The organism is Rhodobacter sp. P1_C2 (genome assembly GCF_056406375.1).
The window spans coordinates 91,760-110,340 of sequence record NZ_JBFUAG010000001.1 but is presented as its reverse complement, the minus strand read 5'-3'; the positions used below and the strand labels follow the sequence as shown (position 1 = coordinate 110,340).

Annotated in this window: 16 protein-coding genes; 3 read left to right on the top strand and 13 right to left on the bottom strand. The window is 67.2% G+C overall.

Annotated elements, in window-relative coordinates; genetic code table 11:
- Positions 1-149 precede the first annotated feature (149 nt).
- Positions 150-1,178 carry an L-glyceraldehyde 3-phosphate reductase gene (gene mgrA, locus AC1DZT_RS00540; protein WP_478004635.1) on the top strand — a complete coding sequence of 343 codons (1,029 nt, stop codon included), beginning with the start codon at positions 150-152 and terminating at the stop codon, positions 1,176-1,178.
- 94 nt (positions 1,179-1,272) lie between these two features.
- Here the strand turns inward: mgrA and ubiG are convergent, their stop codons facing one another.
- Positions 1,273-2,010 carry a bifunctional 2-polyprenyl-6-hydroxyphenol methylase/3-demethylubiquinol 3-O-methyltransferase UbiG gene (gene ubiG, locus AC1DZT_RS00535; RefSeq protein WP_478004634.1) on the bottom strand — a complete coding sequence of 246 codons (738 nt, stop codon included), beginning with the start codon at positions 2,008-2,010 and terminating at the stop codon, positions 1,273-1,275.
- Positions 2,011-2,069: 59 nt separating this feature from the next.
- Here ubiG and pip point away from each other — a divergent pair, with 59 nt between their 5' ends.
- Entirely contained in the window at positions 2,070-3,047 is a 978-nt protein-coding gene (gene pip / locus AC1DZT_RS00530; protein WP_478004633.1) for a prolyl aminopeptidase, read from the top strand.
- On the opposite strand, the gene AC1DZT_RS00525 is transcribed toward pip, so the two are convergent.
- The 5 genes from AC1DZT_RS00525 to AC1DZT_RS00505 all read right to left on the bottom strand — a co-directional run bounded on the left by AC1DZT_RS00525 (position 3,044) and on the right by AC1DZT_RS00505 (position 8,060).
- Positions 3,044-3,751, bottom strand: coding sequence for a YoaK family protein (locus tag AC1DZT_RS00525; protein WP_478004632.1), 708 nt, complete (start codon positions 3,749-3,751; stop codon positions 3,044-3,046). The two genes, pip and AC1DZT_RS00525, sit on opposite strands and share 4 nt — an antisense overlap.
- Before the next feature lie 139 nt (positions 3,752-3,890).
- Positions 3,891-4,541 (bottom strand): ATP-binding cassette domain-containing protein, encoded by a 651-nt coding sequence (locus AC1DZT_RS00520; protein WP_478004631.1) that lies wholly within the window; start codon positions 4,539-4,541, stop codon positions 3,891-3,893.
- On the bottom strand, positions 4,538-6,265 hold the full coding sequence (locus AC1DZT_RS00515) for an ABC transporter permease (RefSeq protein WP_478004630.1): 1,728 nt from the start codon (positions 6,263-6,265) through the stop codon (positions 4,538-4,540). The genes AC1DZT_RS00520 and AC1DZT_RS00515 overlap by 4 nt, the downstream gene beginning before the upstream one ends.
- On the bottom strand, positions 6,241-7,425 hold the full coding sequence (locus AC1DZT_RS00510; protein ID WP_478004629.1) for an ABC transporter substrate-binding protein: 1,185 nt from the start codon (positions 7,423-7,425) through the stop codon (positions 6,241-6,243). Before AC1DZT_RS00510 ends, AC1DZT_RS00515 begins: the two co-directional genes overlap by 25 nt.
- Positions 7,422-8,060 carry a CDP-alcohol phosphatidyltransferase family protein gene (locus tag AC1DZT_RS00505; RefSeq protein WP_478004628.1) on the bottom strand — a complete coding sequence of 213 codons (639 nt, stop codon included), beginning with the start codon at positions 8,058-8,060 and terminating at the stop codon, positions 7,422-7,424. Before AC1DZT_RS00505 ends, AC1DZT_RS00510 begins: the two co-directional genes overlap by 4 nt.
- A 150-nt stretch (positions 8,061-8,210) precedes the next feature.
- Here AC1DZT_RS00505 and AC1DZT_RS00500 point away from each other — a divergent pair, with 150 nt between their 5' ends.
- Positions 8,211-8,981 (top strand): enoyl-CoA hydratase-related protein, encoded by a 771-nt coding sequence (locus AC1DZT_RS00500; RefSeq protein ID WP_478004627.1) that lies wholly within the window; start codon positions 8,211-8,213, stop codon positions 8,979-8,981.
- A gap of 10 nt (positions 8,982-8,991) precedes the next feature.
- On the opposite strand, the gene AC1DZT_RS00495 is transcribed toward AC1DZT_RS00500, so the two are convergent.
- From AC1DZT_RS00495 to xylB, 7 genes are all read right to left on the bottom strand, one after another.
- Positions 8,992-10,770, bottom strand: coding sequence for a thiamine pyrophosphate-binding protein (locus tag AC1DZT_RS00495; protein ID WP_478004626.1), 1,779 nt, complete (start codon positions 10,768-10,770; stop codon positions 8,992-8,994).
- Between the two features lie 99 nt (positions 10,771-10,869).
- Positions 10,870-12,411, bottom strand: coding sequence for an FGGY-family carbohydrate kinase (locus tag AC1DZT_RS00490; protein ID WP_478004625.1), 1,542 nt, complete (start codon positions 12,409-12,411; stop codon positions 10,870-10,872).
- On the bottom strand, positions 12,408-13,409 hold the full coding sequence (locus AC1DZT_RS00485) for an ABC transporter permease (protein WP_478004624.1): 1,002 nt from the start codon (positions 13,407-13,409) through the stop codon (positions 12,408-12,410). The genes AC1DZT_RS00490 and AC1DZT_RS00485 overlap by 4 nt, the downstream gene beginning before the upstream one ends.
- The gene (locus AC1DZT_RS00480; RefSeq protein ID WP_478004623.1) at positions 13,406-14,395 is read right to left on the bottom strand and encodes an ABC transporter permease; all 990 of its coding nucleotides are present in this window, start codon (positions 14,393-14,395) and stop codon (positions 13,406-13,408) included. The genes AC1DZT_RS00485 and AC1DZT_RS00480 overlap by 4 nt, the downstream gene beginning before the upstream one ends.
- Positions 14,392-15,909: a sugar ABC transporter ATP-binding protein gene (locus AC1DZT_RS00475; protein WP_478004622.1), complete on the bottom strand. Its 1,518-nt coding sequence runs from the start codon at positions 15,907-15,909 to the stop codon at positions 14,392-14,394. Before AC1DZT_RS00475 ends, AC1DZT_RS00480 begins: the two co-directional genes overlap by 4 nt.
- A gap of 75 nt (positions 15,910-15,984) precedes the next feature.
- Complete coding sequence (locus AC1DZT_RS00470; protein WP_478004621.1) at positions 15,985-17,001, bottom strand: sugar ABC transporter substrate-binding protein; 1,017 nt, start codon at positions 16,999-17,001, stop codon at positions 15,985-15,987.
- 80 nt (positions 17,002-17,081) lie between these two features.
- On the bottom strand, positions 17,082-18,563 hold the full coding sequence (gene xylB / locus AC1DZT_RS00465; protein ID WP_478004620.1) for a xylulokinase: 1,482 nt from the start codon (positions 18,561-18,563) through the stop codon (positions 17,082-17,084).
- Between the last annotated feature and the right edge of the window lie 18 nt (positions 18,564-18,581).

Here is an 18,581-nt window from a genome sequence, read left to right as displayed (position 1 = left end):
CATGCAACCTTTCAATAACGTGAACGGACTATTGCAGCCGTCGCGACAAAGGGCAATGCGGCTGCACGCCCTGCGGTTCCCTCGGCAGGTTAGCGCTGGAAATTCCGGCACGGCTGTACGACAAGTCTGCAACACCCAAGGAGGCTGCCATGCCCTATATCCCCGCCGAAACCCGCTATGACCGGATGATCTACAACCGCTGTGGCCGCAGCGGGCTGAAACTCCCCGCCATCTCTCTCGGGCTCTGGCACAATTTCGGCCATGACACGCCGCACCAGACCAAGCAGGCGATCCTGCGCCAGGCCTTCGACCTTGGCATCACCCATTTCGACATCGCCAACAACTACGGCCCGCCCCCCGGTTCCGCCGAAGAGGCCTTTGGCGAGATCATGCGCAATGATTTCAAGGGCCTGCGGGATGAGATGATCATCTCCTCCAAGGCCGGGTACCTGATGTGGCAGGGCCCCTACGGCGAATGGGGAAGCCGCAAGAACCTGATCGCGTCGTGCGATCAAAGCCTGAAACGCACCGGGCTCGATTATTTCGACATCTTCTATTCGCACCGTTTCGACCCCGAAACGCCGCTGGAAGAGACGATGGGCGCGCTCGACCAGATCGTCCGCTCGGGCAAGGCTTTGTATGTCGGGATTTCCAGCTACGGCAGCCAGCGCACCCGCGAGGCGGCGGCGATCCTGAAAGACCTCGGCACGCCCTGCGTGATCCACCAGCCAAGCTACTCCATCCTCAACCGCTGGATCGAGACGGAGGGGCTGCAGGACACCCTGTCCGAACTTGGCATCGGCTCGATCGGTTTCGTGCCCCTGGCGCAGGGGATGTTGACCAACAAATACCTGAAAGGCATCCCCGAGGGCAGCCGTGCCGCGCAGGGCAAAAGCCTTGACCCCTCGGTCTTGAGCGATCAGGCCGTGGCCAGCCTGAACAAGCTGAACGATCTTGCGCGATCGCGCGGCCAGACGCTGGCGCAGATGGCCCTCGCCTGGGTGCTGCGCGATGGCAAGCTGACCTCGGCCCTGATCGGCGCCTCCAAACCCGAACAGGTGGTGGATTGCGTCGGCGCCCTGCAAAACCTCAGCTTCACGCCCGCGGAACTGGCCGAGATCGACCGGATTTCGCTGGAGCGGGACATCAACCTCTGGGCCAAATCCTCCTCGGACTAGGCCGAGGCGGGGTTAACGAAACCCTAACGAAATTTCGGAAACCCTGCGAAATCAGTGCATTAGGCGGGATTGCACGCGTGCAAACCCGCCCTTTTCACGCCGACTTCCGGCTGGTCGTCACATAATTGACCGACAGATCGCGCGGCGACAGGCTCCAGCTCCAGCTGACCGGGTTGAAGACCATGCCCTTGCGGTCCAAAGGCGAAAGGCCAGCGCGGCGGATCAGGTCGTAAAGCTCGTCCGGGGTGATGAACTTGGCCCAGTCATGCGTGCCCTTAGGCAACCACCGCATCACCCACTCCGCCCCGATGATCGCCATCAGGAAGCTTTTCGGGTTCCGGTTCAGGGTCGAACACAGCATGATCCCGCCCGGTTTCAACAGGGTCTGGCAGGCGGTCAGATAGGCGAGCGGGTCGCTGACATGCTCGACCACTTCCATGTTCAGAACCACGTCGAACCGCTCGCCCGCCGCCGCCAGATCCTCTGCCGTGGTGAAGCGGTAGTCGATGCTGAGGCCCGATTGCTCCGCATGAACCTGCGCCACCGGAATATTCCGCGGCGCCGCATCCGCCCCCACCACCTCGGCCCCGAGACGCGCCATCGGTTCGGACAAAAGCCCGCCGCCACAGCCGATGTCGAGGATCCGCAGGCCCGCAAAAGGCTTCGGCTGCGCAAGATCACGGCCATATTCGGCGGCAATCTGCCCGGTGATGTAATCCAGCCGGCAGGGGTTCATCAGGTGCAGCGGGCGGAATTTCCCGTTCGGATCCCACCATTCCGCCGCCATCGCCTCGAATTTCGCGACTTCACTCGGATCAATGGTGGTTTGCATGTCATTCTTCCTTCAAAAACCGTGTGTCACAGACCGCAGCACAGGCTATATAGGCCGAGATGGATCACAGATCAGGCCCAAAACGCGCAAGCGACTATCTTTACCCGCCGGTTGAGCCCTTCGACCAGCGCATGATGGACGTGGGCGACGGCCACCGGCTTTATGTCGAGCAATGCGGCAACCCGGATGGGGTGCCGGTCATCGTCCTCCACGGCGGTCCGGGCGGCGGCTGCAGCCCGGCGATGCGGCGCTATTTCGATCCGGCGCATTACCGCGTCATCCTCTTCGACCAGCGCGGCTGCGGCCGCTCGCGCCCGCATGCCAGCGTCGAACACAACACGACCTGGCACCTCGTCGCCGATATCGAGGCGATCCGCGAAGCGATGGGAGTCGAGAAGTTCATCGTCTTCGGCGGCTCCTGGGGTGCCGCCTTGGCGCTGATCTATGCCATCACCCACCCGACCCGCGTCGCCCATCTGACCCTGCGCGGCATCTTCCTGATGACCAAGGGCGAGCTTGACTGGTTCTATGGCGGCGGGGCGGGGATGTTCTTTCCTGACCTCTGGGCGCGTTTCATCGCCCCGATCCCGCCGGAAGAGCGTGGCGATCTGATCGGCGCCTATCACCGGCGGCTGTTCTCGGGCGATCTTTCCGAAGAGATCCGCCTTGGCCGGATCTGGTCGAACTGGGAGAACGCCCTCGCCTCGGTCAGCCATGACGGCTTCTGGGGCGAGGGCCCCGCCGATTACGCCCGCGCCTTCGCCCGGCTGGAGAATCACTATTTCCAGAACGGCGGCTTTCTGGATGGCGACGGCTGGATCCTGCGCGAAAGGCACCGGATTGAGGGGATCGGCGTCACCATGGTGCAGGGAAGGCTCGACATGATCTGCCCGCCCGCAGCGGCCTGGCGGCTGACCCAGGGCTGGCCCGGGGCCGAGCTGCGGCTGATCGCCCAGGCCGGACATGCCCTGTCGGAACCGGGCATTTCCGAGGCGCTCGTCTCGGTGATGAACGGTCTGCGCGGCAGGACCTTCTAGGCGCCCCGGCGCGACAGAAGCGTGGGCAGCGACAGGCTCAGCAGCACCACCGCCAGCGGCAGCGAGAAGAAGAAGCCGACATGCCCATAGCCCACCGCCCCGGTCACCCCGCCCAGAAGGAAGGCCGAGACGAGGGTCACCAGAATCCGCAGCTTGGCCCAGTCGGGCCGGACCCCCGGCATCCGCAAGACGCCGCTGAAGATCGCCCGGCCGAACTCGATCCCGATGTCGGTCACCATGCCCGAGGCATGGGTGGTGCGGATCCGCGCGTTGGAAATCTTGGTGATCGTCGCATTCTGCATCCCCATGATGAAACACAGACAGGCGAGCGAGAAGAGCCGCCCGGCCTCGCTGGAAAAGATCCCGCCCCAGGAAAAGCACAGCATGAAGACGCCCTGCAGCGCCAGAGGCAGGGCATATTGCTGGCGCAACAGATGCTGGCGCGCCCAGTTGATCAGGATGGTGCTGAAGGCCGCCCCGGTGACGAAGGCGCTGATCGCGAGCAGGCTGACAAAGGCCACCGCAAAATCCAGCACCGCCACCCCATCGGCCAGTTGCGAGATATAGCCCGTCATATGCGAGGTGTATTTGCCAAGCGCGAAGAAGCCACCCGCATTGGCCGCCCCGGCGATGGCCGCCAGCACCGTGGCCAGCACGAAGTCCCGCTTGCGCGACCGCCGGTGGCCCGCCAGCGTCCGGGCCATGCGATGGCTTCGCAGGAAGACTCCGTTCTTTGCAGAGGTCATGGGGTCCAACGGGGCTGAAATGGCTGGGGCCGCAAGGGTCTATGCGGCAATCCTTCCACCTTTCCCGCCCCCTCCGCAAGGCGGGGGCGCGGGAATGTCAGCCCTCCGGCCGGGTTTGCAACTGCACCACGGCCCCACCGGCCAGCGCCGCATCCTCGGCGTCATGCGTCACCAGCAAGGCCGGAATGGCCCTCTCCCGCACCAGGGCAAAGATGAAGCGGCGGATCTCGTCCCTGAGGCTCGCATCGAGGCGCGAGAAGGGTTCGTCCAGCAGCAGGGCCAGAGGCTCGGCCAGAAGCGTGCGCATCAGCGCGGCCCGCGCCTTCTGCCCGCCCGACAGGGTGGCGGGGTCGCGGGCATACAGGCCCGACAGGCCCGCCTGATCCAGCGCCGCCTCCACCGCTTCCCGGCGCGGGGCGCGGCCCTTCAGACCGTGGGGCAGGCCGAAGGCGAGGTTGTCGCCCACCGACAGATGCGGAAACAGAAGCGCGTCCTGGAACAGCACCCCGATCCGCCGCGCCTCGGCCGGCAGGCGGGTCATGTCGCGCCCATCCAGCGTGACGCGGCCCGACAGATGGAAGCCATGCGCCAGATGGCCGCCGATCCCGTCCAGCAGCGTCGATTTGCCGATGCCGGAGGGGCCCATGACGGTGGCGACCTCTCCCCGCGCGATCTGCAGGGTCAGGGGGGCAAAGAGCGGTTCGCCCGAAGCAGTGCGGATGCAGAGGTCCTGCAGATCAAGGCTCATGACAGGCGGGCTCCCGAAAGGGCGCGGCGGTGGCGGTGGATCAGGGCGGGCAAGAGGAAGGCCAGAAGATAGGCCGCGAAGGGCAGCGCGGCCTGCAGGCTGGCATAGACCCCGGTCACCCGCCGGTCGGAGCCTGAGGAAAGGGTCACCGCCTCGGTCGTCAGGGTCGCGATGCGGCCCGCCCCGGCAAACAGCGTCGGCAGATATTGCGCGACCGAGACCGCGATGCCGATGGCGGCGGCGGTCAGAAGCGGGCGCAGCAGGATCGGCAGTTTCACCGCCAGAAGCCTGCGCCACGGACCCGCGCCCAGGGCCGAGGCCGCCGCCTCCAGTCGCGGGTCGAGCGCCCGCCAGGGGTCGGAGAGGGCGATCATCACATAGGGAAAGACGAACAGGCTTTGCGCCCAGATCACCGCCACCATGCCGCCCGACACGCCCAGCTGCAGGAAGACCACGTTCAGCCCATACAGAAACCCGATCTGCGGAATCAGCAGCGGCAGATAGATCAGCGCCTCGGCCCAGGGGGCGCGGCTGCGGCGGGCGCGGTCCTCGCCCTCCAGCCAGGCGATGGCGAGGGCGAGCGACAGGCCGGTGGTCGCCGCGGCAAGGGTCAGCGTGTGCGACAGGGCCCGGCCCCAGTCGCCGGAATGGCTGGACCAGGGGGCGAGCGACCAGCTTTCCGGCAGAAGCTGCGGGAAGGACCAGCGCCAGGACAGGCTCCAGACCGCCAGCGCCAGCATCGCCACGGCGCCGAGGGTCAGAAGCGTCACCACCGCGGCGCTGGCCGCCCAAAGCCCCGGTTCCGCCGAAAGCCCGCGCCCGCCGCGCCGCAGCCACCAGAGGCCAAGGCGCCGCAGCAGCCCCTCGCCCGCCCAGAACAGGGCGATGGCCGCCAGGACCAGCCCCGCCTGCAGCAGCGCCCCGGCCGAGGCGGGCAGGATCATCGCGAGGTCCGCCGCCCCGTACCAGCGCATCACCGCCACGGCCAGCGTCGGCGGGTTGGACGGGCCAAGGATCAGCGCCATGTCCACCGTCGACATGGCATAGGCCAGCACGACCCAGACCGGCAGCCGGATCAGCGGCCAGACCTGCGGCATCACGATCTTGATCCAGACGATGCCCCGCCCATAGCCAAGCGCCCGCCCCGCCGCCATCTGCTTCCCCACCGCGATCTGCGACAGGGCAGACAGGATCACCAGAAGCAGGAAGGGCACCTCCTTGACCATCAGCCCCAGCATCAGCGCAAGGCCCCAGCCGTCGTTGACCGTGGCGAGATCCGGCGGCCGGCTCCACCCCGCCACCTCGGCCAGCGCGCGGGCGATCCAGCCCGAGGGCGCCAGCACGAAGGCCAGCCCCACCGCCATCGCCGCATGGGGCACCGCCAGAAACGGCGCCAGCATCCGCTCCCCCGCGCCCGAACCCATCCGGGCATGAACCGCGGCGCAGAACCCGGTGGCGAGCAGCAGCGACAGCAAGGTCGCGCCAAGCCCGGTGACAAGGGTCAGTCGCAGGCTGGCGGCAAAGCCCGGCAGGGCAATGAGCTGCCGCCAGGGCGCCAGCGTCGGCCCCTCGGCCCCCAGGGCTGGCAGGATGCCGAAGGCCGCCCGCCCGGTCTGCCACAGGCCAAGCGCGATCGGCGCGATCAGACCGAAGGTCACCACGGCCAGAACCAGCCCTCTGATCAGCCGCCCCTCGTCGCTCATTGCGCCGTACGCTTGGCCCATTCCTCGGTCAGCCGGGTCATCCAGCTGGCATGCGGCTCCAAGAGCGTCGGGCCCAGATCGGCCGAGGTCGGCAGGGCGGGCGCGGTCGGCAGCGCCGCAAAGGCTGCCTGCCCCGCCGCATCAAGCCTCGCCGGGTCCAGCACCGAGAAGGAGCCGAGCACGTCGATATTCTGCATCCGCGCCTGGGTTTCCGGCGCCAGAAGGAAATTCGCCACCACCTCGGCCCCGGCACCATGCGCGGCGTTATAGGGGATGGCGACAAAGCTCACATTGCCGATCGATCCCGCCGCGGGCACGAAAACCCGCGCGGTTTCGGGCAAAAGCCCCTGGCCGATGGCGGCGGCGGTCGAGGCCGGGTCGAAGGACATCGCGATATCGACCTCACCATCGTTCAGAAGCTGGGTCTGGACGGATTCGTTCTCCGGAAAGGTCTTGCCCTCGTGCCAAAGGTTCGGGCGCAAAGCCTCGTACCAGGCCCAGAGCGGGGCGGTCTGGGCGGCAAATTCCGCCTCGGTCACCGGCTTTTGCAGGGCCGCAGGATCGGGCGCCAGTTCGATCAGCGCCTGTTTCAGAAAGGTCGCCCCCATGAAGTTCGAAGGCTGCGGATGGGTCAGGCGCCCGGGATGCGCCTTGGCCCATGCCGCCAGCGCCACCATGCTGCGTGGCGGATCGGGCAGGCGGGCGCTGTCATAGCTGAAGACGAATTTCGCCAGCCGCCAGGGGCTTTCCATCCCCTCCACCGGCACGGTGAAATCGACCGAGGCCGGGGCGGCGGGTGACAGGTCGAGGTATTTCGCATTCGGCAGATCGGCCACGAAAGGCCCATGCAGCAGACCCTTTTCCTTCATCGCCAGAAAGTTCGGCCCGTTGATCCAGATGAGGTCGACGCTGCCCCCCTGATCCTGCCCCGCCGCCTTTTCCGACAGAACCCGCGTCACCGCCTCAGCCGTGTCGCTCAGCTTCACCTGGGTCACCTTGACGCCGTAAAGCGCCTCGGTCTGGCTACCCACCCAGGAGATGAAGTCATTGGTCCGCGCATCCCCGCCCCAGGCGTTGAAATAGACGGTCTGGCCCCGCGCCTCGGCCAGGGTCTGGGACCAGTCGGCGAAGGCGGGGCTGGCAAGGCCGAGCGTCAGGGCGGCAACGAGGGAAAACTTCATGGCATCTCCGGAGCGGGCTTGCGGCCCTGTTCTGAAAAACTCCGCCAGCCGTGGTGCCAGCGCAGCAGGGTGGTGACGGCACAGGCCGCCGCAAAGACATAGGCCAGGGCCGCAAAGCTGCAAGGGAAGAGGCACATGGCGGCGAAAACCACAATGGTCTCAAAGCCTTCGGTCAGGCCGCCGAGGTAGTGGATCCCCTTGGTCGGGAAAGCCGCCGCCGTGGTGCCGCGCTGTGCGGCCAGGGTGGCGAAGGCCAGAAAGGAGGACCCGGTGCCAACGAAAGAGGCGATCAGCACCGCAGCGGGCAGCGCATTGGCGCCCGGATCGGCCAGGGCAAAGCCCAGGGGAAACAACGCGTAAAAGACGAAATCCAGCGCGATATCCAGAAAGGCGCCACGGTCCGTCGGACCCGTCAGCCGCGCCACCGCGCCATCCAGCCCATCCGCCAGCCGGTTCGCGGCCAAAAGAGCCAAGCCCAGCCCGTAAAGCTGCCAGGCCAGCGCCGGCACCGCCAGCACCCCAAGGCCGAATCCCGTCAGCGAGATCTGGTCCGCCGCCACGCCACGCGCCACCAGCCCTCGGGCCAGCGGGGCCAGAAGCCGGGCTTGCAGCGGTGCCAGTCTTGCGTCGATCATCGGCGCCCTCCCTGTCGCGCAGCCTTGGGCCTCTTGCGACACGGGGTCAACTGACAATCCGGTGCGCGAATTGCCCTTGTCGGCGGCAGGCCTTGCCCTGATCCTCTGCCCCGGAACGGCGCGGGTGGCGATCAGCGAAGGCGGGCAAGGATGACGGATATTCTGGTGGAGATTGCGGCAGAGGTGGCGCTGGTCACCCTCAACCGGCCGGAGCAGCGCAACGCGCTGACCCTGGCGATGTGGCGCGGACTGGCCGGGATCTTTGCCGATCTCGGGCGCGATCCGGGCATCAAGGCCGTGGTCCTGACCGGTTCGGGGGCGGATTTCACCGCCGGCGCCGATATTGCCGAATTCGGCCAGATCCGCGACGACGCCGACCAGGCCCGCGCCTATGAGGCCGCGGTGGACGCGGGCTGCGATGCCATCGCCGCCTGCCCGAAGCCGGTGATCGCCGCCTGCAAGGGCTATACCCTCGGCGGCGGCATGCATGTCGCCATGGCCGCCGATTTCCGCCTGGCACCCGAAAGCGGCCAGTTCGGCATCCCGGCGGCGCGGCTTTCCATCGTCTATGGTGCGGGCGGCACGCGCAAATTGCTGGCGCTGGTCGGGCTGACCGAGGCCAAGCGCATCCTCTTTACCGGCGACCGCTTTGCCGCAGGGGAGGCGTTGCGGATCGGCCTGATCGACCGCATCACGCCGGACCCGGTGGCCGCAGCACTGGAGATGGCCCGCGGCCTTGCCGCCACCTCGGCGCCGCTGACCATCGCCGGGGCGAAATATATCCTGAACGGTCAGGCCTTTGGCAGTTTTGACCCCGAGGTCGCCGAGGCGCTGGCGGCGGCGGCCGCCACCAGCGAGGATTACCGCGAGGGGCGTGCCGCCTTTTCCGCCAAACGCGCCCCGGTGTTTCGCGGGCGTTAGGCTTCGCCTCTCAAAGATCGGGAGAGATCTTGAACTGGCGAAGCTTGTAGACGGTGCCGGGGCGCGGTTTGGGGGTGGCGTTCAGCTCGCGCATCCGGCGTTTGAAGGAGTGGATCGGCGTGGCGCGGTCGTCGATGCGGACCTCGACCACCGAGGGGCCATCGTGGGCAAAGGCGCGGTCGAGGGCCGGGCCGATCTCGTCCGGCTTGTCGCAATAGATGCCGAGGAGGCCGAGGCCCGCCGCCGCCGCCGCATAGCCCGGCGTCGAGGTCTGACTTTCCAGATTGGCGGATTGGACATTGCCGAAGTAGATCTCCTGCCAAAGCTGGATCCAGCCGAGTTTGCCGTTGTTGATCACCACATTGACCACGCGCTGGTTGTACTGCGCCATGGTCGCAAGCTCGCCGATCGTGTAGGAAAACGCGCCGTCGCCGGCGACGGTGACGATGCGGGCCTCGGGCCGCGTGGCCGCCGCGCCGATGGCGCCGGGCACCGCATAGCCAAGCCCGCCCTGGCCGCGCGCAAACAGGAACTGGCGTTCGGATTTCTTCGCCGGGATATAGCCGGAGATCCAGCCCGCCGAGAAGGACGCGTCGGAGACCACGACATCGGTCTCCCCCAGCCGCGCCGCAATCTCGCGCATCACGCGGGGCGGCAGAACCGGGATCTGTTCCGAGGCCATCTCGATCGCCTTGGCGGCATCGCCCTCGGCCTTCACCGCGGCGATCCGGGCGTCCCAGTCGGGGCGGGTGCCGGCGAGGCTGTCGCCTAAGGCCTTGTTCAGGCTGCGCAAAACCTCCCTCACGTCGCCGAACAAAGGCACGGTCGGGCGGAAGGTGCGGCCATGTTCCATCGGGTCGCAGTCGATGGTGATGGTGGCTTGGGTTGCCTTGGGCAGGGTCCAGTTCATGCCGGTATTCTGGCTGACCTTCGATCCGCACCAGATGATCAGGTCGGCCTCCTGCACCAGCTCGATCGCCGCCCAGGAGCCGAGCGGGTTCAGCACCCCCGCCGCATAGGCCCGCGTCTCGGGGACCGAGCCTTTGCCGGAAAGGCTTGTGACAACCAGCCCGCCGAGCCGGTCGGCAAAGGCCGTCGCCTCGATGGCCGCGACCGAACCATGCACGCCGCCGCCATAGACGATGGCCGGGCGCTTGGCCTTCTTGATCAAAGCGACCGCCCGTTCGATATCCGCCTCGGGCGCGGTGGAGCGGACGAAGGGGATCTGTCTGGCCCGGTCGTCGATGACGATGGGCAGCGCCTCCTCATCCCATTCGGCGTCGAAAATGTCATGCGGGATGATCAGGGCCACCGGGCCCGGGCGGGGTGAGGTGGCAATCCGGAAGGCGGCGCGAATGAGGTCGGGGAGGGCTGCGACCGAGGGGACCAGAAAGGCCTCCTTCGAGCAGGTCTTGAAGAAGGCGAGCTGGTCAAACCCCTGGCTCGCAATGCCTTTTTCCTTCAAGGACAGCCAATCCAGCGGCAGTTCCCCCACGATCGCGATCATCGGGATCGAGGCGTTCAAGGCCTCCAGAAACCCGGCAGGCAACAGGTTCGCCCCCGGCCCCACGGTCACATCGCAGACCCCGGGCTTGCCGGTCAGCCGTGCATAGGCATCCGCCGCATAGGCCGCGTTCCGCTCGTCCCGCATCAGGATATGCTTGATCCGGTCGTTCCGGCGCGAGATCCCGTCGTGCAGCGCCGTCGTCTGCCCGCCCGGCATCCCGAACACCAGTTCGACACCGTATTGCGCCAGCATCTCCGAGACGAGATCACCGATATGGGCCATGGTCTTTCCTTTCATGAACAATGCAAAGCCGTACCGCAAACCGCGTCTGCGGGAAGATTGAGGGCCTGAGATTGAGGCCGGAGTCTTGGGGGAAACGGGTCAGCCTTGCGGGCTGGCCCTGGTGCGGGCGGCCATGCGGTGCATCAGCGGGCTGAGTGCCGCATGGGTTTCGAGGTAGAATTCAAACACCTCGCGATAGGCGGCGTGGCGGGCGGCATCCGGCTCCACCGTGCGGTGATGGCGGACCATCCGGGATGCGGCCTCGGGGAGAGAGGCGAAACAGCCCGCGCCGACCGCGGCCACGATGGCGGCGCCCAGCGCCGTCGCCTCGGACACCTCGGGCACGTGGATCGGCAGGCCCGCCACATCGGCATGCATCTGCAACCAGAAGAGGGTGCGCACCGCCCCGCCCGCCACGGTCATCGACTGCACCCCAACACCCTGATCGGTCAGGCGTTTCAGGATATTCGCCGTGCCATAGGTCACCGATTCCATGAAGGCGCGCAGCATATGGGCGGGGGAGTGTTTCAGCGTCAGGCCCCAGATCGCGCCTTGCAGGTCATAGTCGATGTAAGGGTTGCGGTTGCCTTGCCAGAAATCCAGCGCCACCAGACCATCGGCACCGAGGGGCACCGCCTCGGCCGCGCGCATCAGGCTGGCATAATCCTCCGCCCCGCCAGGTGCCGCGATATTGTCGCGCCACCAGCGGATCACCGAGCCGCTGGAGACCTGGCCGCCCTCCATCACGAAAAGCCCCGGCACGACGCAATCGGGATGCGGGCCGAAGATCCCTTCGATCTGCGTTGCATTGTCGGTCATCGGCAGGACCAGATGCGACGATCCGGTGATGAAGGCGGTCTCGCCGGCGCGCAGGGTGTCGAGGCCGACCATCGCCACATAGGCATCGGTGCCGCCGCAGACGACGAGGGTTTGACGCGTCAGGCCCAGCGCCGCAGCGGCCTCGGCACTCAGCGGGCCGATCGGGGCGCCAAGCGGCAGCATGGTGGCGGGAAAGCGGGCGGTGATGCCGGGCAGGCCGACCTCGGCCAGCAGGGCCTCGGGCCAGCCGCCCTTGCTTGGGTCATGGAACCAGCGGTTGATCGTGTGGTTCAGGCCAAGCGTCAGCTCGCCCGACAGGCGCAGGGCCATGTAATCGGTCATCTCGACAAACCAGCGTGTGGCGTCGAAGAGGGCGGGCTCGTTCTCCTTGAACCAGAGGATCTTCGGCAGCATGAATTCGGCACTGACCCCGCCTTTCGAACGGCCAAGCGCCGGGTCCTTGCTGGCGCCGATCCGCCGGGCCTGGGGCGAGGCGCGGTTGTCCATCCAGAGGATCGCCGGCGCCACGGGGCGCAGATCCGCCCCAAGCGCCACAAAGGTGCTGGAGGTGCCATCGGCGCAGATCGCCAAAACATCCTCGGGGTTCACCACACCCTGCTGCATCGCGCGGCGCACGGCCTCCGTCCCCGCCTGCCACCAGTCCTGCGGCGATTGGGTGGCCCAGCCGGGGCGCGGGTAAAGGGTGGGATATTCGACACTGGCCGAGGCGATCACCTTGCCCGCCAGATCGCTGATCAAAGCCCGCGCGCCGCCGGTGCCGCAATCAAGGCCGATGACGACCGGGGTTCTGGAACCTGTCATCGCGCCCTCCCCTCGCCGGCGCCAAGGCGGCGGTTGGCGGTGGTCGCCACGATCAGGCCAAGCGCCAGCAGCACGCCCTGGATGATCTGGCGCTGATAATCCGGCAGGCCCAGCAGGGCCGCCCCGCTGAACAGGACGCCGATGAAGAGGGTGGCCGTGACGGTGCCAAGGATATTGGGCTTGCCGACATGGATCATCATGCCGCCCAGAAGAACCACGGTCAGCCCGTTGATAAGGTATGGCCCGCCGATCATCGGCTGCCCGGATTCGAGGTTCGCCGCCAGCAAAAGCCCCGCGACCGAGGCGCTGGCCCCCGACAGCACGAACAGCGTCAGCACCAGCCGCCGCACCGGCACGCCCACCGCCTGCACCGCCGCCTCGTTCTGGGCGATGGCATAGATGTAGCGGCCCAAGGCCAGCTTCTCCTGCATGTACCAGCCGAGCGCGCAGAGGATCAGCACGCCGAAGACCACCACCGGCACCGGGCCCACGCTCGTCTTCAGGACCGTGCCGAGGAACCCCGTCTCGCCGATCCGGATCACCGTGCCCTTGCCCAGCGCCGCCGCCGCCGAGGCGCAGATGCCCGCCGTCGCAATCGTCACGATCAGCGCGGGCAGCCGCAGGTAGCAGACGAGCCAGCCATTGATCAGCCCGGTCAGCACCCCCACCCCCAGACCCGCCGCCACCCCAAGGCCCAGGCCATAGCCATGTGACAGGCTCCAGGCGAAGGTCATGTTGGCCAGCGCCGCGATCTGCATGAAGCTCACGTCGATCTTGCCCGCCGCCATCACCCAGGTCAGGCCCAGCACCATGACCACCATGATCGAAAAGCTGCGCAAGACCGTGTTGATATTGCCGGGGTCCAGAAGCTGCGGGCTGATGTTCCAGATCCCGAGGATCAAGACCGCCAGCACCGCCAGAAGCCAGCCATTCATCACCACCCGTGCCAGACCGCCCTGCGCCAGCGGGCGCGCGCCTTCAAGGCTTTGCATCGTCATTGTCCCACCCTCCGCGCCGGACGTGCCAGCATCATCCGCCACCCGTCGCGCACCGCATCGCTGAACAGAAGCACCCCCATCAGCAGGATCAGGCTGACCACCCCGTCGCTGTAGTAATAGGGCACGCCCAGCAGCGAGAACCCGTCCAGCAGCATGGTGATCAGGAATATCCCGGCCAGCGAGGCGAGGACCGAGGTCCCCCCCATCAGCGCCGCGCCAAGGAAGACCCCCGCATAGGCCGGCATCATCAGATTGGCGCCCTTGTTCGTCTCGGCATTGCCGGATTCCGCCAGGATCAGCGTCACCGCCAGCACCGCACAAAGCCCGCAGATCACGAAGGCCAGCGTCGTATAGCGCCCGACGTTGACGCCCGAGTAATAGGCCGAAACCGGATTCTCCCCCGCCGCATAGAAGGCCGTGCCAGAGCGGGTGCGGTGCATCACGAACCAGGCCACCGCATAGGCGGCCAGCAGGAACCAGAGCGAGGCGCCGAAGCCGAGGAACCTTGCGTCATTCAGCCGGATGATCCCGCTGGTGAAGAAGTTCTGAAAGATCGACCGCCCGCCGGTGTAAAGAAACGCCATGCCAGAGACGATCGAGCCGGTGGCGATGGTGGTCACGATATCGGGCAGGCCAAAGCGGCTGACCGCGATGCCGTTGACGAGGCCAATGCCGCCGCCCACCATCAGCCCGGCCAGAACCGCCATCCACAGGGGAAACCCCGCCGCGATCGCAGCACCCATCGACATGGCCGAGAAAGAGGCGACCCCCGCCAGCGACAGATCGAAGCGCCGCACGATGACGACGAAGGTCAGGCCCAAGGCCGCCAGCCCATTGGCCGCCATATGCCGCGTGATGCCGGACAGGCTCGCCTGGCTGAGGAAGCGCGGCTCTGCGACGGCAAAGGCGCCGCCGATCAGCAGGACCAGGACCACGAAGGCCAGAAACCGCCCGGCGCCCTTGGGCAGGGTTGCGATCAGGGTCATGGCTGTGCTCCTCCCAGAATTCCGGCCATCAAGAGTTCGTCGCGGGAATAGGCTTCTGCGGGCGCTGGCACCTGGCGGCCTTTGTAGAGGGCGATGGAGCGGTCGGCGATCCCATGCACCTCGTCGCAATCCGAGGACATGACGATCACCGCCGCCGTCTGCGCCAGTTCGCGGATCAGCGCATAGATCTTGGCCCGCGCGCCGATATCGACGCCGATGGTCGGCTCGACAAAGACATAGACCTTGGCCTCGGCATAAAGCCCCTTGGCCAGCACGATCTTTTGCTGGTTGCCGCCGGAATAGCCACTGGCGGGCAGGTCCAGCACCGGGGGATGCAGGGCGACGCGCCGGGTCAGATCACCGGCATCGCGGCGGATGCGGCGGCGTTGCAGCATCCAGCGCCCCGCGGTGGCGCGGCCCAGATTGGCGAGCGGCACGTTGAAGATCGCATCCCGCGACAGGGTCAGCCCTTCGGCCCGCCGGTCGCCGGGGACCAGGAACATCCCGGCCTTCAGGGCCGCTGCCGGCGACTTCGGGCGCAACTCCTGCCCCTCCAGCTGCATCTGGCCGGCCGAGATGGCCTGCGCTCCGAACAGCGCCTTGGACAGCTCGTCCAGACCCGAACCGACCAGCCCGAAGATCCCCAGGATCTCGCCCCGGCGCAGATCGAAATTCACGCCCTGAAAGGCGCGTCCGGCGGCAAGGCCACGGGCCTCGAAGACCACGGGGCCGGTCGGCGCCGCCTCGGCCTTGGGCGGAAAGACCCCGCCCAGAGCCTCGCCCAGCATCATGGTGGCGAGCGAGACCCCCTCGCGCCGGGCCTGATCCGCGCTCATCCGCGCCACCGTGCGCCCACCGCGAAAGACCGAGAAGGTGTCAGCGATTTCAAACACTTCCTCCAAGTGGTGGGTAATGTAGATGATCGAGATCCCCTGCGCGCGCAGCACGTTCATCATCGCGAACAGATCGGCACGCTCCACCTCGGTCAGGGTCGAGGTCGGCTCGTCGAGGATCAGCACGCGGATGTCGTCCGAGGCGAGCGCCTGCAGGATCGCCACCGCCTCGCGCTGGACCGGCGACATCCGGGCCAGGGGCTGCGACAGGTCGATGTCGATGGGAAAGCGTTTGAGCAGTGCCGCCGCCCGCGCCTCCAGCGCCGCGCGGTCGATCCGGCCAAACAGACCGCCGCCCTTGGTCTCGCGGCCCAGGAAGATGTTATCAAAGCCGGTCATGTCGCCCACCAGCTCCGGGTGTTGCTGCACGGTGGCGACCCCGGCGCGGATGGCGTCCTCGGGGCTGCGGAAATGCACCTCCTGGCCAGCCACGGTGATCGTGCCGGCGTCCTTCTGGAAGATGCCCGACAGGATCTTGATGAAGGTGGATTTGCCCGCGCCATTGATGCCCAGAAGCGCGTGGATTTCGCCCGGCATCAGGGTGAAATCCACCTGCTCCAGCGCCACGACGGGGCCGAAGCGTTTGGCGATGCCGGTGGCCGTCAGGGTTGCAGCTTCCATCGGAAACCTCTCTCATGCCGCTGAAGAAGGAAGCGGGCCACGGGCACGGCGCCCATGGCCCGGAACGCAGGGCGCTCAGACGGCGCGGACCCAGCCCAGCTTTTGCGCATGGCCCGGCACGTCGAAATCATCCGGGATCGCGTCCTTCAGCATGTCTTGCGTCACCGCATAGGTCGGCGTCACCACAAGGCGCGGCGTGTTGCGACCGGCGAGCTTTTCATGGGCGTAAAAGACATCCAGGAAGGCCATCTCGTAGAAGCTTTGCGCCATCGACAGCTTCAGCGGCGAGTTCCCGGCGATGTAGTTGAAGGCCTGCGAGCCGCCGTCGATGCCGGTGATGATCAGATCGTTGCGCCCCGCCGCACCGGCAGCCAAAGTCCCCTCCACCGCGGCGCCATCCCAGGCGCACCAGATCGCGTTGATGTCGGGGTTGGAGGTGAGGATGTTGTCCACCGCCTGGCGCGGCGTGACATTGCCGGCCAAAGCGAACGCCCATTCGGCAACGATCTTCACATCGGGATACTGGCGCAGCGTCCATTCCATGCCGAGCGTCCGCTGATCCCAGCTTTCGTTCTGCGGCAGCATGACCCGGGCAATCTTGCCCTTGCCGTTCAGGGCCTTGCAGATGAACTCGCAGGAATATTGCCCCATGCCGAAGTTGTTCGACATGGCGGTGGTGTTGACCAGCACGCCGGGAATGGCGCTGTCGCCGCAGAAGACCGGGATGCCGGCGGCGACCGCGCGCTGAACGGCGGGGGCGATGGCCACGGCATCGGCCGGGGTGATGAACAGGGCGTCGGGCTTGGTGGCCACGAGCGAGTCGATCTGGTCGGATTGCACCCTGGCGTCAAAGCCCGCATCGGTGGTGGTCAGCGTGCCGCCCAGCTCCTTGACCGCGGCGGCAAAGCCGTCCTGCAGGTGGCGGCCGGAATCGTAGGTCGTCCAGCCCAGGGCCGCCGCGAACTTGCGGTCCGCCGCCTGGGCCAGCAGGGCCTTGGGCCAGCTTGCCATGGTTGCCGTGGCAGCGGCCACCGCGGCCGAGGTCATGAACGCCCGCCGGTTCAAGCCGGCCCGGGTGTTGTCTTCCGTCATCTCGCACTCCTCCTCTGTGTGCCGTCAGCTGCCTGTGGCGCGCCCTTGGCACTGGTTAAGACCACCCTCCCAGATGGCCCCTATGCGCCGGCTGTCGCCCCTCGCGCGGCAACCCTCCCGAGAACCGGCACAAGGCTTTGCCAGGCCTGATAGGCGCTGGCATAACTTTCGGCATGGGCGGGATGCGGGCGCACCACCCCCCGGAGTTTCGGCGCGCGCAGCACCGTTTCGGGGCGCGCATTGGTGGCGGCGACCATGGCGAGCCTTGCGGCACCAAAGGCCGCGCCAAGCTCACTCGCCTCGGGCAGGTCCAGATCGGCCTCCAGCACCGAAGCGATGATCGAAAGCCAGAGCGTGGACTGCGACCCGCCGCCCAGCGCCACCAGCCGGTCGAGCCGTGTGCCCGCGGCGCGGAAGGCATCGGCACTGTCGCCCAAGGCAAAGGCCACGCCCTGCAAGACGGCCTGCGTCATCGCCGCATCGTCATGCTGATGCGCGAGGCCAAAGAAGCCGCCGCGGATCTGCGGGTCGAAACGCGGCGACCAGCAGCCGTCGAGGTAGGGCACGAACAGAAGGTCGGTCGCCGGGCGCGGATCGCTGCCCAATCCGGTGACCAGATCGCGGGCCGAACGTTTCAGCCGCGCCGCGAGCCAGTTCAGCGTCGAGGTGGCCGACAGAACCACCGACATCTGATGCCACATTCCGGGCACGGCATGGCACAGCGTCTCGACCGAGATGCCCCGCGTCGGGCGCGGGGTGTCGGAGGCCACGAACAGCACGCCCGACGTCCCGAGCGAGACGGTTCCCGCCCCGTCGCCAACCGCGCCGACCCCGCAGGCGCCGCAGGCATTGTCACCACCCCCGCCAGCAAGGACCGGCTGGCCCGCCATGCCCCAGCGCGCGGCCAGATCGGCACGCAGGTGGCCCGTGGGTTCGGTGCCCTCGAAAAGCTCGGGCATCTGTGCGCGCTGCATGCCGGTGGCGCCGAGCAGATCGTCCGACCAGTCGCGCCGCGCCACATCCATCCAGTAGGTGCCGCTGGAATCCGCCCGGTCCGAGGCCTTGTCGCCGGTCATCAGAAGGCGGATGTAATCCTTGGGCAGCAGCACGCTGCGAACCTTGGCAAAAAGCTCCGGCTCGTGCCGGGCCAGCCAGGCCAGCTTGACCGCCGTCACCCCCGGCGTGGCGGAACGACCTGCCAACACCTCGCCATGCGGCAAGGCCTCGGCGAGATCGGCGCATTCGCGGGCGGTGCGCATGTCGTTCCACAGAATCGCCGGGCGGAGCGGCCTGTCCTGGGCATCAAGCACCGTGGCGCCATACATCTGCCCCGAAAGCCCGATGCCGCGCACCGCCGACAGGGCCTTGCCGTGCCGCGCCTGCAGCCCGTCCATCGCCTCGCAGACCGCCTGCCACCAGAGCGCGGGGTCCTGTTCGGACCAGCCGGGATGCGGCCGCGTCACCTCCAGCGGGCGCGAGGCGCTTTCGCCGACGAGGGTCTGGTTGTCGTCGATCAACAGGGCTTTCACGCCCGAGGTGCCAAGGTCTAGTCCCAGATACATTGATTTCCTCCCCGAAAT